Source organism: Mycobacterium pseudoshottsii JCM 15466 (assembly GCF_003584745.1).
GTDB lineage: Bacteria > Actinomycetota > Actinomycetes > Mycobacteriales > Mycobacteriaceae > Mycobacterium > Mycobacterium marinum.
In genome coordinates this window covers 3,014,247-3,028,927 of the sequence record NZ_AP018410.1, presented here as the reverse complement: position 1 = coordinate 3,028,927, position 14,681 = coordinate 3,014,247, and the positions used below count along the sequence as shown (strand labels likewise).

The following is a 14,681-nucleotide window of genomic DNA, read 5'->3' as shown; positions in this document are numbered from 1 at the left end:
GGCAGCGGACGGGCCTTACCCAAGGCCACGTGCGGGCAGAGGACTAGCGGGCCCTCTCCCTCTGTCTTCACCCGTGCACCAGGCGCCTGAGAGATTCAGCGCCCAGCCCAAGCGGGCGTCTTTCCCCATCGGCGGGCGAGGACCGCTACGGGTCACCACCGCTTTCCAGAGGCATCGTCATCCAGCGCGGTCCGGGGGCCTGAGAGATTGACGGAGAGGTGTTGCTCCTTCGGCGTCCGTAGCTGGCGGCCACAGAACTCTCCCGCACGAGAACGATGCGTCGCCCAGTTTACTCGGACAGCCGCAGCGACGGCGCGCTGCACGCCGATGCGTGGTGCCGAAGGCGGTCAGCCGATCTTGCGGTCTCGATGCTTGCGGCGCGACGCCAACTCGTCTTCAGGGGCGGCAATGGATTCTCCGCCGTCGGCCCGCTCGCCGTGGAAGTCGGCGATGACTCCGGTCAGCTCCCGCATCGCGCCCGAAACCGCGATGCCGAACACACCCTGGCCGCCTTGCAGCAGGTCTACGACCTCCTCGGCCGACGTGCAATCATAGACGGTTGTCCCGTCGGAGAACAGGGTGATGTTGGCCAGATCCTGGACCCCGCGCTGACGCAGGTGATCGACCGCAACCCGGATGTTGTGCAGCGAGATGCCGGTGTCGAGCAATCGCTTGACGATCTTGAGCACCAGAATGTCTTTGAAGGAGTACAGGCGCTGACTGCCCGATCCTGCCGCGCCGCGGATCGAGGGCACAACCAACGAGGTGCGTGCCCAGTAGTCGAGTTGGCGGTAGGTGATACCCGCAATCTGACAAGCGCTTGGTCCGCGGTAGCCGACCAGCTCGTCGGGTACCGAATCGTCGGGGAACAGTCCCTGCTGCACGGGTTCGCCTGCTGCAGAGCCATCGTAAGAACCGTTGGTCCCAGCGGTTGGGTTGGCTGCAAGATCCAGCTGTTCTTGACGTGGCTGGTCGCTCACGGTGTTTCCTCTCGCCGATCGCGCTGTTGTGTCACTAGCTGCGTCACTGGCTGCCTCGGCAACCGCGTTTGCTCAGGGCCGAGTGCTGAAGAGCATACGCTGTTGGACCGTTGCGGTCCGCGGGTTGCATCATCAAGTCGCCTTCAAAGTATGGACGCTGAGCGGGCCCGTGAGCGCCATCCCCTAGGCGTGTCGAGATGGCATGTTGCGAGATGAGACGGATCCGTGACGTTGTTGATCCTCCCTCACGATTGCTTTTTTCCTGCACCTTTGTTGGGTCAGGTGGCCTTGAAGTCGTCGGGCGAAACGCTGTCGAGAAACTCTTTGAATTTCTCGACCTCGTCCTCTCGAACGGCGCTTCCGGCCTCCTCGTCACCCTCGTCGGGTATCAACAGGCCGGCCTGGGCCAGCACCGCCTCCTCGACATAAATCGGAACACCGACGCGCAGCGCAATCGCCACCGAGTCGGAGGGGCGAGCCGAGACCGTGATGTTGCGGTCGAAGATCAAATCCGCATAGAACGTGCCCTCTTGCAGATCGACGATGCGCACTTCCTTGAGGGAATGCCCGAGCGCGGCAATGAGATCCCTGATCAAGTCGTGCGTCAACGGCCGGGGCGGCTCCACGCCTTGTTGCTCAAGCGCGATGGCAGCGGCCTCGGACTGGCCGATCCAAATCGGTAGGTACCGGTCACCGTCGGCTTCGCGCAGCAACAGCACCGGCTGGTTCTGCGGTTGCTCGACGCGAATGCCGACAACACGAACTTCACCCATCTGTGTCTGCCCTCCACACATCCCGCCGTGACCGACCATTGCTCAGCGTGACGACGCGGTGAACACCCATCCCATTGCCACTGTCTGCCATTGTCGGGCCTTTGTCGCCGAACACCGAGCTGTCGAGGAAAGTCTAATCCTCAGCGGTGCAGAACGTCGCGTACAGCGGATTTGATTAACGAGGTGTGCAAGGTGATCGCCAGTGCGGCCACCTCACGCGCCAAGTCGTCGGCACGGTCGCGCGCGCCGGCCTTGTCGGCCTTGACCAACGGCCCGGCGATCTGTGCGATCAGGTCCGACTGCCGGTCGGCCGCCGAGCGGAAAGCGCGCAGGTGCCGTGGCTCCACGCCGTATTCCGACAGCGCGCGGGCGCACTGCAGGATTACCACGGCGTGTTCGTCGAAAAACCCACCCGGCCCGGTTGTGATCACGCCAGCCTTCAACACCGCACTGAGCAGTTCGTCGTCGACGCCCGAGCGCTCGATCAGGTCTTCGCGACTGAGCCGAACTCGCGCCGGCGCGACCGCCCCGGTGTCAGATCCCCCATCAGGTCCGGCGGTGCCGGCACTGTTACCCGCCACCGACACCAATTTCGGTACCCCGTAAGGGGATCCAATCGCCGGCAACTGGCCGTCGGGCTGGGCGTCCAGCTCCGACCTGATTACTTTGAGCGGTAGGTAATGATCACGCTGAGCGGTGAGTATGAAGCGCAGCCGCGCACAGTCGTACGCGGTGAACCTCCGATACCCCGATGCCGCGCGCTGCGGCGTCACCAGCCCTTCGGCCTCCAGGAAACGGATCTTGGAGATGGTGACATCTGGGAAGTCCGGTCGGAGCAGTTCCAACACCGCCCCGATGGACATCCCGGCGAGCGCGGGGCTATCGGGCGCGCTCACTGGCCTCCGGTGCCCCCGTCGTCGTCACCTTGCTTGGGGCCGGTCAGGAAGACCAGGCGGAACTTGCCGATTTGAACCTCGTCGTCGTTTGCCAACACGGCCGAATCAACCGGCTCCCGGTTGACGTAGGTGCCGTTGAGGCTCCCGACGTCCACGACGCTGAACTCGTTGCCTTCCAAGCGGAATTCGGCGTGACGACGGCTCACCGTTACGTCATCGAGGAAGATGTCGCTGTCGGGATGCCGACCAGCCGAGGTGATGGGTTGATCGAGCAGGAAGCGCGACCCGGCGTTGGGCCCCCGCTTCACGACCAGCAACGCCGAGCCGGACGGCAGTCCCTCTACCCCTGAAACTGAGCTTTCGGTGCCCGACTGGGTGGGGGCGTCCAGTTCGTTGAGGAAGTCAGCGCGGAAGACCGATGTCGTCTCCACGGTAACTTCGTCAGAAGTCTGGTCCCTATCTCTTGCTGCGTCCATGTCCGTCACCCGCTGCTCCTCACTGGCCGCTATCGCCTTGACCGCCGAGCCGGTCCACCGGCTTCTCCCTCGGATATACCGCTTGAACTACCTTTTACTGCCTTCAAACGCTTCCAACGCTGATCTATCGACCGTACCGCGCGAGGGTCCGCCCCGCGGCGGCGACGTGCCCGCCACTGCGGATCGTATGCCCGAAAGGCTGGTTCCTCATAGGTCAGTCACGGGTCCAACGCACCCCCAACGCTGGCAGGGACCTTAGCAACCGATCATTCGGTCACCGTGTCGCGGTAGGTCTGGACGTCAAGCAAAGCCGCCAACGCCGATTCCAGCGCGGCGACGTCGGAACCCTCGACCTGGACGTCCAGCAACCAGCCGGCGCCATACGGATCGGTGTTCACCAGCTGTGGCGTCGCTTCCAGATCAGCGTTCACCGCGGCCGCCTTGCCCGAGATCGGGGCAAACAGATTAGACATCGACTTGGTCGATTCGACCTCGCCGAAGGTCTCCCCGGCGGTCACTTCGGCACCCACGTCGGGCAGCTGCACGAAGACCACATCACCGAGCGCAGACTGCGCGAAGTCGGTGATCCCGACCCGCACGGTGTCCTCCGCGGTCCGGCGAATCCACTCGTGCTCGGCGGTGTAGTGCAGGTCGGCGGGGATATCGCTCACGGTAATCCTGTTCTGGTCGGTTTTCGGTGTTAGTTCATTTGACGGGCTGAGCGTATTGGTGAGGTTTTGGTTGCCGCAAGGCGGTCACGTCTACGCGGTCGGACTGCTGTACCGACATCCGCCCGCCGACACGTTTGATGCTGTCCTCTGCGCCACCCGGAATGTTCATCGCCGCGGCCAGTGTAGGTGGATCACCAATCGCCAGAATCGAATACGGCGGTGAGAGGTTCTTGTTGTCGATTGTCAACGCACCGGGAGCACCAACGACCCAGGTATCCACACCGACCCGAACCGACTGCTGAGCGTCACTGACTTGGATCGCCTCGGCTCCGGCGGCACGCAATTCGTTGATCACATCGAGCATCGCTTCCGGCGCCACCCCCGGCCCCGGATCGTCGATTCGCACCGTGACCCCGGGCCCGGTGGCGCCCACCGCACCGACCAGGATGGACAACGCGGCCAGCCTGGCCTGAGCGCTCTCGATCGCGGTCTGGTCGTTGTTGCCGGAAGCCTCCAGCGCGTTGAGAGTGTTCTGCAGGTCGGTCACTTCGGCATTGAGCGTTCCCTCGCGTTGCCGCAGCGAGTCCAGCAACACCAACAGGTCCGCGGGCCGGGCCGTTTCCAGCGAGTCGCCGGACTCCGTCTGGCGCACCTGGGTCACGATGGCCACCCCCAAAACCAGGCACAACAGGATCGCCAGCGCCCCAAACAACAACCGGGAACGGCCGCGGCGCGCGCCGGTGGAGTCTTGAGTCTCGCGCGGTCCACGGTCGGGCCGGGAACGGTCGGCAGGCATCTCGTGACGACCGTGCTTGGCGGTTGCGTGACTTTTCGGGGTCGTCTTGGAGTGACCGTGTTGGGTTGCCGTGCCACGGTTTTCGTCACGGCTTTCGTCGCCGCCGGCGGCGCAACGATCCTGACTCACAGTGACCTCATCTCCGTATCTCCGTCATGCTCCGAACAGCCGGCGCCGCAGCGCCGCCGCGTTGCCGAAGATGCGAATTCCCAGCACGACGATGATCGCGGTGGACAACTGCGTCCCAACGCCCAATTGGTCGCCCACATAGACGATCAGGGCGGCTACCAAGACGTTGAACACGAACGACACCACGAAGACCTTTGGGTCGAAGATTCGCTCGAGATAGGCGCGAAGTCCGCCGAACACCGCGTCGAGCGCGGCCACCACCGCGATCGGCAGATACGGCTGGATGGCCTCGGGCACGCTGGGGTGGAAAACCAGGCCCAGCACGATGCCCACGGCAAGTGCCGCAATTCCGATCATGCTGGCTGATTTCCCGTCGGCTTCTCTCCCCCGCACACCACTAATACCAGAGCTTCTCTCACTAGGGCCCAATCTGCTTGACGAACTTGACATCTCGAATGGATCCGGCGGGCAGTGCCAGACCGTCGCCGACGTTGACGCTAACGCCGACACCGTAGGAGATCTCCAGCAGCTTAAGACGGCGCATGCCGGGACTTCGGTCGAAGGCGTCTCGCATCGCGTGAGGCGGTCCGACAGCGAGGATGGTGTACGGGCTACTGGTGGGATTGTTGTCGACCAGAATCGCTCCACCGGCCTGACGGATGGTGACATTCGGTCCGATCCGGACACCGTCGACCGAGACAGCCTCGACCCCACTTGCCCACAGCGAGTTGAGCACGAGCTGCAGATCGCGGTCCAAGATGATTTGCTGGCTGCCGCTGACGCGCTGCTTGGATGCGTCGGAAAGATTGGGCCCGACACCGGGGTCGGTCACCGTCACCGTCAAGCCAGGGCCGATGACCGGTGTGCTGGCAGCCGCCAGATTGAGGGCGTCGAGCTGGGTCAGCAGCCGTTGTCCTTCGACGTCGTCGGCCAACGCCAGCCGCTGCACGTCGTCGACCTTCGCCGAGAGTGCGCTGCGCCGCTGGGCCAGTTCGGCGGCAGCGGCCTGAGTGGAACGCACACTGGTCACCAGCAGCTGCTGTGCCGCGTGCACGCCGGGGGCAACCAGGCGCGCTTGCGCGACCGCGGCAGCGAAAACCGCGGCGACCAACGTGGCCGCCAGGGCCTGCCACAGCCAGCCGAAAGCGCGGGCTCGAACAGTTCGCTGGGCGCCGGAACTCTCGCGTTTGGCGGCTGCCGCGGCGTAACCGGGATCGAGGTGGTCGGAAAGCAGGGCACGAAGCAGCGACGGCACCGGGTTCCGTTTAGGCCGCGCGGCGTGGGCACTGTAGCCGGCGTTGGGGTCATAGCCACCGAGCAGCCGGCCCGCCTCAGCCATCCCCGCCCGCATTTCGGCCGACCGGCTGGAAAGTCCGGTGCTTGATCTTGGGAATCCGGCGCACCACCATCGTCATCTGCACGATGTAGAGCACAAATGCCCAGAGGTATGCATACAGACCCCAGATCAGAAACGCCCAGCCGCATGCCTTGAGCGCTCGGCTCCACAACGCATCCCACTGGCCCAGCAACAGCACCGGAAACCCGGCCATCAAAGCAAACGTGGCGGCCTTGCCGACGTAGGTGACCGGCAGCGCCGACACCCCCCGGCCCCACAGCGCCGGCAGAGTCAGGGCCAGCGCCGCGTCGCGGGCCAGCAGTGCCGCGATGAACCACCACGGCACGATCCCGCTCAGCCCCAGCACGATGGGCACCGTGATCATGTAGAGCCGATCAACGGCGGGGTCCAGCAGCACGCCCAGCCGGGACGACTGGTTGAGGAGCCGGGCGATCTTGCCGTCGGCCCAATCCGAGGCCCCGCTGAACATCAGAATCGCCACCGCCCAGCCATGGGCGGGCGCGATCAGCATTACGTAGACGAACACTGGGATCAGGGCCAGGCGGATGGCGCTCAGCAAGTTCGGTACCGTCAGCACCCGATTCTGTGCGAGCACTGGCTTCATGAGCGGTGACCTTAGCTGGGTGACGAGGGAGCCCGCATCACGGGCGTCGAACGCCCGAACGGGAACCTGGCCCCACGGTAGGGCACGAACATGAATCCGGCTGCACGGTTGCCGCCCCGGCTCACCGGAAAACGCCGGGCAGGCTCAGCGTAGAGAGAGTGTCGTCGGACAGTGGGTTGTCGTTGACCATGTAGGTCCATGTCGACGTGGGCCTGGCCAATTTGGACAGATCCAGCCCGGGCTCGTCTTCGAGAACGTTGGCGGTTTCGAAGGTCTGCTGTGCCGCCTCGATCGCGTCCGCGGCCAGCGAGGCAAACGCGTCCACCGCCATCCGGTGAAACTCGTCAAGCGGATTCTGCCGACCGAGCGCCCGCAGGTGAATGCTTTCCCGGATGTCGGCCAGGTATGCCAGGTTATCTGCCCAGCCCCGGTCGAGGTGATAGAGCATGATCATCCGACAGATCTTCTCGAGGCGGTCCTCGGACACTGTCTCGGATAGCTCCTTGTACCGCTTGGGCGCCAAGTCCGCGAGTTCCTCGCGTGCGGTTGCGGTGCGCAGCAACGTGTTGCGCCGGTCGACGATGATGGCGCGCTGCTGGGCGATCAGTTGGTTGTAGCGCCAGGTGTTTGCGTGCACGTCGAGCATGCGGCCCTCGGCAACTCGCTGGGCGTGGTCGAGCAGCCCGGCCGCTTTGGCGCTGACGATCTGGCCGTCTTCGTCGGTTTCCATCGGAAGCTTGTTGCCGTCCAGGTTGGCCGCGACAACGTCGTCTTCCCAGCTCGAGAAGAACACCGATGATCCGGGATCGCCCTGGCGCCCGGCGCGGCCGCGCAGCTGGTTGTCCAGCCGTTGGGTGTGGTGGCGGCCGGTGCCCACCACGCGCAGCCCGCCCAGTTCGGCGACCTGGTCGTGGTCGGCTTCATCGGATCCGCCCAACCGGATATCGGTGCCACGCCCGGCCATCTGGGTCGAGACGGTGACCCTGCTCAGAGTGCCGGCCTCGGCGATGACCGCAGCCTCTTCGGCATCGTTTTTGGCGTTGAGCACCACCGCGGGAATGTCGCGGCGCAACAGCCGCTCGTGCAGATCTTCGGACTCGGCAACGTCGCGGGTGCCGACCAGGACCGGCTGTCCCGTGTCATGTACCTCGGCGATGTGTTCAACGATCGCGTCGTTCTTGGCCGCAGCGGTGATGTACACCCGGTCGGATTCGTCCTCACGAATGTTGGGGGTGTTCGGCGGTATCGGCGACACGCCCAACTTGTAGAACTGGCGCAGCTGCTCACCGGCCGCCAACGCGGTTCCGGTCATGCCGCACACGGTCACGTACCGATTGATCAGTGCCTGCACCGTGATGGTGCCGAGCACCTCTCCGGTCTCGGTGGTTTCGATACCTTCCTTCGCCTCCACCGCCGCCTGCAGCCCGTCGGGCCAGCGCTGCAGTTGTGCGATGCGACCGCGCGACGCGTTGATCAGGTGAACCGCGTCGTCTCGCACGATGTAGTGCACGTCGCGCTGCAGCAGCACATGGGCGTGCAGGGCCACATTGACTTCGGTCAGCGTGGTCCCGACATGCTCTTCGGAGTACAGATCGATGCCGCCCAGCGCCTTTTCGACCTTGCGCGCTCCGGCCTCGGTCAGGTGGACGTTGCGGCTGTCGGCGTCGGTGGCGAAGTACTCGTCGGCGTCCTTGTCTTTGACGAGTTGGCCCACCAGCTTGATGATCTCCAGCCGCGGTGTCTCGCGGTGAGTCGTCCCGGCCAGCACCAGCGGGACCAGTGCCTCGTCGACCAGCACCGAGTCGGCCTCGTCAATGAGCGCAACATCCGGATTGGGTGAGACCAGGTCGGCGACATCGGTCACCAACTGGTCGCGCAACACATCGAAGCCGATCTCGTTGACCGAGGCATATGTCACGTCGCATTCGTATGCGGCTCTGCGGTCTGCTCCGGTTGATTCGGCGGTGATCCAGCCGACCGTCAGGTCCATCGCTTCCAGCAGTGGCGCCATCCACTCCGCGTCGCGGCGGGCCAGGTAGTCGTTGATGGTCACGACGTGGACATGGCGACCGCCCAACGCGTAGCCAGCGGCCGCGATCGCGCCGGCCAAAGTCTTGCCCTCACCGGTAGCCATCTCAATCACGTCGCCGGCGAGCATGCGCAGGGCGCCAAGCAACTGCACGTCGAACGGTCGCAGCCCGGTCGCCCGCTCGCCCGCTTCCCGCGCGATCGCGAGGAACTGGGGAATGTCGGCGGAGTCGGCGAGGTCTTCCAGATTGAGCAGCCCGGCCGCCTTGCGCAGCTTTTCGTCGTTGAGGTCGGCGGCTTCTTTGTCGAACTCAGCTGAAGCGGTCACCTGGGCGAGCGACCGGTTTTGATTCTTTTCCGTTGTGGCGCCGAGCAACCGCCAGAATCGGCTGCTCAGGCGGCCCGACTGGGCGCGCGTGGTCTTGGACACAGCCCAACGGTACGCGACGCCCAAACCGCGGCGAGCGTGCGTGTTTGTGCGCGACACGCCGGGCGCCGCTGTACAACTGCGCACGCTCGCTGCCCGCGACGCGCGGCGAGCCGCCTAGGCCAGGTTTGATCGGCGCGGGTAGGCGACGCTCGGGTCGGTGAGAACGTTGACGACGGCCGGAAGCCCGCTGGCGAAGGCGCGTTCCAGCGCGGGACGAAGTTCAGCGGGCGCGGCCACCAGCTCTCCGTGGCCGCCCAGGGCGCGTACCACTTCGTCGTAGCGGGTTCCCGGGCGCAGCTCGGCCACCACCGAATAGCCATAGAGCGCTTCCATCGGGTGCTTCTCCGGACCCCAGATGCCGTTGTTGCCGACCACCGACACGACCGGCACGTTGTGGCGGACCAACGTGTCCCATTCCATTCCGCTGAACCCGAATGCGCCGTCGCCTTGCAGCAGCACCACCTGACGCTCCGGCCGGGCCAGCTTGGCGGCCAGGGCGTAGCCGGGCCCCGATCCCAGGCAGCCGAACGGGCCGCTGTCGAGCCAGCAGCCCGGCTGGTAGCTGTCGATGACACGCCCGGCATAGGACCCGAAATCGCCCGCGTCGATGACCACGATCGCATCGCGATCCAGCAGCGGCGCCAATTCCGCGTACACCCGCATGGGGTGCAGCGGGATCCGATCTTCAGCGAGTTCGGTCTTCTCCCGTTCGCGTGCCTCGGTCTCGGTGTCGCGCAGTTCGCGGATCCAGCTCTGATGGTCACCAGCATCAGGTCCGGTCAGCGCCGCCAGGATCTGACTCAAGTCCCCGTAGAGGCCGGCGGCAATGGGTCGTGGATGCTGGCGTTCGGGCTCGGCGCGGTCCACCACGATGAGCTGGGTCTGCGGCCCGAAGACTCCGCCGAAGCCCAGACGAAAGTCCATCGGCACGCCGACAATCAGCGCGACGTCGGCCTCGCCCAGCGCCTTTGATCGGGCCCGCGAAAAGGCAAGTGGATGGTCGGCGGGCACGACGCCACGCGCCATCCCGTTCATCAGCACCGGAATCTGCCGTTCTTCGGCAAGGCGCAGCAGCGCGCGCTCCTCGTGGCCCCACCAGACATTCGTTCCGGCCATGATGACCGGGCGCTGGGCCCGCGAGAGCAACTCGGCGGCCCGATCGATTTCCCGGCCGTTCGGGGCCGGGTGTTGTGCGGCTGCCGGTTGCTCGGTCAGAACGCCCGGCCGACCGTCATCTTGTGCCATGGAAAACACGTGGTCCATCGGGAAATCGACGAAGGCGACCCCGGAGTGGGAGCCCACCGCGGCCCGCAGCGCTTGGTCGACCAGGAGACCGGCATCCTCGGCGGACTGGGCGGTGGCGGCAAAGCGGGTCAACGGCGCCACAAACGGCACGTGGTCGATTTCCTGCAGCGAGCCCATCCCCCATCGCCCTGCCGGTGCCCGGCCCCCCAGGACCACCAGTGGCGACTGGTTCTGTTGGGCGGCGGCCATTGCGCTCATGCCATTGGTGACCCCGGGGCCGGCCGTCAGCGCCGCCACGCCCGGCACCCTGGTGACCTTCGACCAGCCTTCGGCGGCGAACGCCGCGGTCTGTTCGTGGCGGGTATCGACCAACCGGACGCCCTCGTCGCGGCAGCCGTCATAGAGCGAAAACAGATGGCCGCCCGATAGGGTGAACACGGTGTCGACACCGCTGGCGCGCAGCCTACGGGCGACAAGCCGGCCGGCATGAACGGTTTGGACTGGGGCGGCGTCGGTGCTCATGTCCGTCATATTTGGGAAGCCTAGCCACCTCCTTCGGGTACCTTCCAGGGCTCCGGCGTTGTTGATTAGCAGGCTTGTGAGCTGGGTTGATGATCTTTGGTGCCGCGCTATTGGGGCCGGAGTGTAGGCACGGGCTATCTGGAGAACGATCGAGTTGGTTACTGTTCGTCGTTGGTCTGGAGTTGCCCGTGCCTACCGTTTCAGTATTGCGTGTGTCGTCGGTTCCAGAGGTGTTCGACCGCTGGAGTCCTGGTGAGCGCAGCGAGCTCATCGGATCGGAGTTTCTCGATGTGTTGGCCTCGGTGCCAGACCCGAGGGGCCCACGCGGTCGGAGGTATTCGCTGATGGCTTTGTTGGCGATCGCGGTTCTGGCCACTGCCGCGGGGATGCGCGGCTATGCTGGTTTTGCCACATGGGCGGCCACCGCTCCCGATGATGTGTTGGCCCAATTAGGGGTCCGGTTCCGGCGGCCCAGTGAGAAGACCTTCCGCGCTGTTTTGTCTCGGCTAGACCCCGCCGACCTCAACGCCAGGATGGGCAGTTACTTCACTGCACACGTGGCCAGCAGCGACCCCAGTGGATTGGTGCCGATCGCGTTGGACGGCAAGATGCTGCGTGGTGCTTTACGCGCCAAAGCGACAGCCACGCATCTCGTGTCGGTGTTCGCCCACCGTGCCCGATTGGTGCTCGGTCAACTCGCTGTCGCCGAGAAAAGCAATGAAATTCCCTGCGTACGTGCCCTGCTCACGCTGCTGCCGGGTAGCTTGCGGTGGCTGGTCACCGTGGATGCGATGCATACCCAGGTCGTCACCGCGAAGTTGATCTGCGCCACCTTGAAGTCGCACTACCTGATGATCGTCAAGTCCAACCAAGCCAAAATACTTGCGCGTATCACCGCGCTGCCCTGGGCCGAGGTGCCCGCAGCCGCTACCGACGACTCCCGCGGCCACGGCCGTGTCGAGACCCGCACCCTGCAAATCATCACCGCTGCACGAGGAATCGGCTTCCCCTACGCAAAACAAATCATCCGGATCACTCGTGAACGCTTGATCACCGCCACCGACCAGCGCAGCGTGGAGGTGGTCTATGCCATCTGCAGCCTGCCGTTCGAGCACGCCCGCCCTACCGCGATCATGGCCTGGATGCGTCAACACTGGGGAATCGAGAACAGCCTGCACTGGATACGCGACGTCACCTTCGACGAAGACCGTCAAAGGGCACATACCGGAAACGGCGCACAGGTCCTAGCAGCGCTACGCAACACCGCGATCAATCTGCACCGCCTCAACGGCGCCGACAACATCGCCGAAGCCTGCCGGATCACCGCTTTGACCGCCAACCGCCGCCTAGACCTCCTCAATCCACAATTCCCCAGCTCACAAGCCCGCTAATCAACAACGCCGGAGCCCTGGGGTACCTTCGCCGAAGGATTTGTATTGAGCAATCACCTCAACACCTCGACCGTGAGGAGTACCGATCTTGGGCCCGAAGCCGTTTACGCCCTCCATCGACTGGTCCAGTGCATTCGTAGATTCGGTGTTTTGGGTGGCTAAAGCGTGGGCGATCAGCGCCGTCTGCGTGATCGCCGCGTTGGCCCTCTTCAAGTTCTTCACGCCGTGGGGCCGGCAGTTCTGGCGAATCACCTCCGAGTACTTCATCGGCCCCAAAAGCATTCGCGTGTGGTTGATGCTCGGTGTGCTGTTGTTTTCGGTAGTGCTGGCGGTGCGACTGAATGTGCTGTTCAGCTACCAGGGCAATGACATGTACACCGCATTGCAGAAGGCCTTCCAGGGCACCGCCGCCAGTGACGAAGCGGTGAAACGCTCAGGCGTGCGAGGATTCTGGATGTCCATCGGGGTCTTTAGCGTCATGGCAGTAATACACGTGGCCCGCGTCATGGCCGACATATACCTGACCCAGCGCTTCATCATCGCGTGGCGGGTGTGGCTCACCGACCATCTCACCAAGGACTGGCTCAAAGGTCGGGCTTACTACCGGGATCTGTTCATCGACGAAACGATCGACAACCCCGACCAGCGTATTCAGCAAGACATTGACGTCTTCACCGCGGGCGCCGGGGGAACACCTAATCAGCCGTCCAATGGGACCGCCAGCACGCTGCTGTTCGGGGCCGTGCAGTCGATCATCTCGGTGATTTCCTTTACCGCGATTCTGTGGAACCTGTCCGGCACGCTGAATATTTTCGGCTTGTCATTCCCGCGGGCGATGTTCTGGACCGTGCTGATTTACGTCTTGGTGGCAACGATCATCTCGTTCGTCATCGGGCGGCCGCTGATCTGGCTCAGCTTCCGTAACGAAAAGCTCAATGCCGCTTTCCGTTACGCGCTGGTGCGATTGCGGGATGCGGCCGAGGCCGTGGGCTTCTACCGCGGCGAGCGGGTGGAAGGCGCACAGTTGGAGCGCCGCTTTCTACCGGTCATCCGCAACTATCGCCGATATGTCCGCCGCAGCATCGCGTTCAACGGCTGGAACTTGTCCGTGAGCCAGACCATCGTGCCGTTGCCCTGGGTGATCCAGGCGCCGCGATTGTTTGCGGGGCAGATCGACTTCGGCGACGTCGGCCAGACGGCCACGGCCTTCGGCAACATTCACGACTCGCTGTCGTTCTTCCGTAACAACTATGACGCATTTGCCTCTTTCCGGGCGGCGATCATCCGTCTGCACGGCTTGGTCGATGCCAACGAGAAGGGGCGCGCACTGCCTGCGGTATTGACCAAGCCAAGCAGCGACGAGTCCGTCGAACTCACCGATGTTGAGGTTCGCACCCCCGCTGGAGATCGATTGATCGACCCGTTGGATGTCCGGCTCGACCGCGGCGACTCACTGGTGATCACCGGCCGGTCGGGCTCTGGCAAAACGACGTTGCTGCGCAGCCTGGCCGAGCTGTGGCCGTTCGCCTCGGGAACTCTGAGCCGCCCAGACGGTGCCAACGACACGATGTTCTTGTCGCAGCTGCCCTATGTGCCGTTGGGCTCGCTGCGAGTCGTGGTGTGCTACCCGAATTCCCCTTACGACATCCCGGACGAGGCGGTGCGCGACACGCTGACCAAGGTCGCCCTGGCTCCGCTGTGCGACCGCCTCGACGAAGAACGCGACTGGGCGAAAGTCCTCTCTCCCGGTGAGCAACAGCGGGCGGCGTTTGCCCGGATTCTGCTGACCAAACCCAAAGCCGTCTTCCTTGACGAAAGCACGTCGGCGCTGGACACCGGTCTCGAGTTCGCGCTCTACGAGTTACTGCGCAACGAGCTACCGGACTGCATTGTGGTCAGCGTCAGCCATCGACCCGCGCTGGAGCGACTGCATAACCAGCGGCTCGAACTGCTCGGCGGCGGCCCTTGGCGGCTGGGTCCGGTGAACCAGGAGCCGGCACCGGCCTAACGACGCCCCGCTCCCGGCGGAAGCGGCAGCCTTTTCGCCAGAGCCGACGAGCGGTCCCATTCATCAGAGCTATTACATGGCGAATTCATGGCCCGCCACCGACCTCGGCGTCAATTGCGGATACCATCCGGCAATAAATCTACGGCTCACCATCCGGTGAATCAATCGGCATCTTCGGGGTGCTAATTCAACCGGTCAGGAATTGTTTATCTTCTCGTCATCGCCCACCATGGCAGGCCGCCGCGATACTACTGGAACCCACTCTCCCGCAGCCTGACTGGACCACCCGCGGCCGGGCGCATGGCGCACCGACACTGACCCGGGCGATATTCCGAGTGTGATGAATATTCGGGCATCAACTTGCCTCGATCGATC

The 14,681-nt window shown here is 64.3% G+C and carries 13 protein-coding genes and 2 riboswitches; of the genes, 2 read left to right on the top strand and 11 right to left on the bottom strand.

Annotated features, from left to right (window positions below):
- Window positions 1-51: 51 nt before the first annotated feature.
- Window positions 52-177: riboswitch (glycine riboswitch) on the bottom strand.
- Window positions 178-275, bottom strand: a riboswitch (glycine riboswitch).
- A gap of 72 nt (window positions 276-347) precedes the next feature.
- The 11 genes from MPSD_RS13665 to MPSD_RS13615 form a co-directional block, all read right to left on the bottom strand.
- Window positions 348-980 carry a MerR family transcriptional regulator gene (locus MPSD_RS13665; RefSeq protein WP_020787471.1) on the bottom strand — a complete coding sequence of 211 codons (633 nt, stop codon included), beginning with the start codon at window positions 978-980 and terminating at the stop codon, window positions 348-350.
- Between the two features lie 278 nt (window positions 981-1,258).
- Window positions 1,259-1,753: a bifunctional nuclease family protein gene (locus MPSD_RS13660; protein WP_012394420.1), complete on the bottom strand. Its 495-nt coding sequence runs from the start codon at window positions 1,751-1,753 to the stop codon at window positions 1,259-1,261.
- Window positions 1,754-1,893: 140 nt separating this feature from the next.
- Window positions 1,894-2,649, bottom strand: a complete 756-nt coding sequence (gene ftsR, locus MPSD_RS13655; RefSeq protein ID WP_012394419.1) for a transcriptional regulator FtsR — start codon at window positions 2,647-2,649, stop codon at window positions 1,894-1,896.
- Window positions 2,646-3,125: a glycogen accumulation regulator GarA gene (gene garA, locus MPSD_RS13650; protein ID WP_223161427.1), complete on the bottom strand. Its 480-nt coding sequence runs from the start codon at window positions 3,123-3,125 to the stop codon at window positions 2,646-2,648. Before garA ends, ftsR begins: the two co-directional genes overlap by 4 nt.
- Before the next feature lie 266 nt (window positions 3,126-3,391).
- Window positions 3,392-3,796: a glycine cleavage system protein GcvH gene (gcvH, locus tag MPSD_RS13645; RefSeq protein ID WP_086084992.1), complete on the bottom strand. Its 405-nt coding sequence runs from the start codon at window positions 3,794-3,796 to the stop codon at window positions 3,392-3,394.
- A 34-nt stretch (window positions 3,797-3,830) separates the two neighbouring features.
- Complete coding sequence (locus tag MPSD_RS13640) at window positions 3,831-4,721, bottom strand: DUF881 domain-containing protein (protein WP_020725256.1); 891 nt, start codon at window positions 4,719-4,721, stop codon at window positions 3,831-3,833.
- A 24-nt stretch (window positions 4,722-4,745) separates the two neighbouring features.
- Window positions 4,746-5,078, bottom strand: coding sequence for a small basic family protein (locus MPSD_RS13635; protein ID WP_012394415.1), 333 nt, complete (start codon window positions 5,076-5,078; stop codon window positions 4,746-4,748).
- Between the two features lie 61 nt (window positions 5,079-5,139).
- On the bottom strand, window positions 5,140-6,060 hold the full coding sequence (locus MPSD_RS13630; protein ID WP_020787474.1) for a DUF881 domain-containing protein: 921 nt from the start codon (window positions 6,058-6,060) through the stop codon (window positions 5,140-5,142).
- Window positions 6,053-6,682: a CDP-alcohol phosphatidyltransferase family protein gene (locus tag MPSD_RS13625; RefSeq protein WP_015355490.1), complete on the bottom strand. Its 630-nt coding sequence runs from the start codon at window positions 6,680-6,682 to the stop codon at window positions 6,053-6,055. The genes MPSD_RS13630 and MPSD_RS13625 overlap by 8 nt, the downstream gene beginning before the upstream one ends.
- A 121-nt stretch (window positions 6,683-6,803) precedes the next feature.
- A complete protein-coding gene (secA2, locus tag MPSD_RS13620) occupies window positions 6,804-9,140 on the bottom strand; it encodes an accessory Sec system translocase SecA2 (protein ID WP_086084993.1) in 2,337 nt (778 codons plus the stop codon).
- Window positions 9,141-9,254: 114 nt separating this feature from the next.
- Window positions 9,255-10,907, bottom strand: coding sequence for an acetolactate synthase (locus MPSD_RS13615; RefSeq protein WP_086084994.1), 1,653 nt, complete (start codon window positions 10,905-10,907; stop codon window positions 9,255-9,257).
- A 188-nt stretch (window positions 10,908-11,095) separates the two neighbouring features.
- On the opposite strand from MPSD_RS13615, the gene MPSD_RS13605 reads away from it, so the two are divergent.
- Together MPSD_RS13605 and MPSD_RS13600 are read left to right on the top strand one after the other, a co-directional pair.
- Window positions 11,096-12,298: an ISAs1-like element IS2404/ISMul1 family transposase gene (locus tag MPSD_RS13605; protein WP_420811916.1), complete on the top strand. Its 1,203-nt coding sequence runs from the start codon at window positions 11,096-11,098 to the stop codon at window positions 12,296-12,298.
- Between the two features lie 88 nt (window positions 12,299-12,386).
- Entirely contained in the window at window positions 12,387-14,306 is a 1,920-nt protein-coding gene (locus MPSD_RS13600; RefSeq protein WP_020787477.1) for a vitamin B12 ABC transporter pemease/ATP-binding protein BacA, read from the top strand.
- Window positions 14,307-14,681 lie beyond the last annotated feature (375 nt).

What these genes read in the sequence shown, in the direction of transcription:
- MPSD_RS13660 (WP_012394420.1), bottom strand. Translation starts at nt 1,753, where the DNA reads ATGGGTGAAGTTCGTGTTGTCGGCATTCGCGTCGAGCAACCGCAGAAC.
- garA (WP_223161427.1), bottom strand. Translation starts at nt 3,125, where the DNA reads ATGGACGCAGCAAGAGATAGGGACCAGACTTCTGACGAAGTTACCGTG.
- MPSD_RS13635 (WP_012394415.1), bottom strand. Translation starts at nt 5,078, where the DNA reads ATGATCGGAATTGCGGCACTTGCCGTGGGCATCGTGCTGGGCCTGGTT.
- MPSD_RS13630 (WP_020787474.1), bottom strand. Translation starts at nt 6,060, where the DNA reads ATGGCTGAGGCGGGCCGGCTGCTCGGTGGCTATGACCCCAACGCCGGC.
- MPSD_RS13625 (WP_015355490.1), bottom strand. Translation starts at nt 6,682, where the DNA reads ATGAAGCCAGTGCTCGCACAGAATCGGGTGCTGACGGTACCGAACTTG.
- MPSD_RS13615 (WP_086084994.1), bottom strand. Translation starts at nt 10,907, where the DNA reads ATGAGCACCGACGCCGCCCCAGTCCAAACCGTTCATGCCGGCCGGCTT.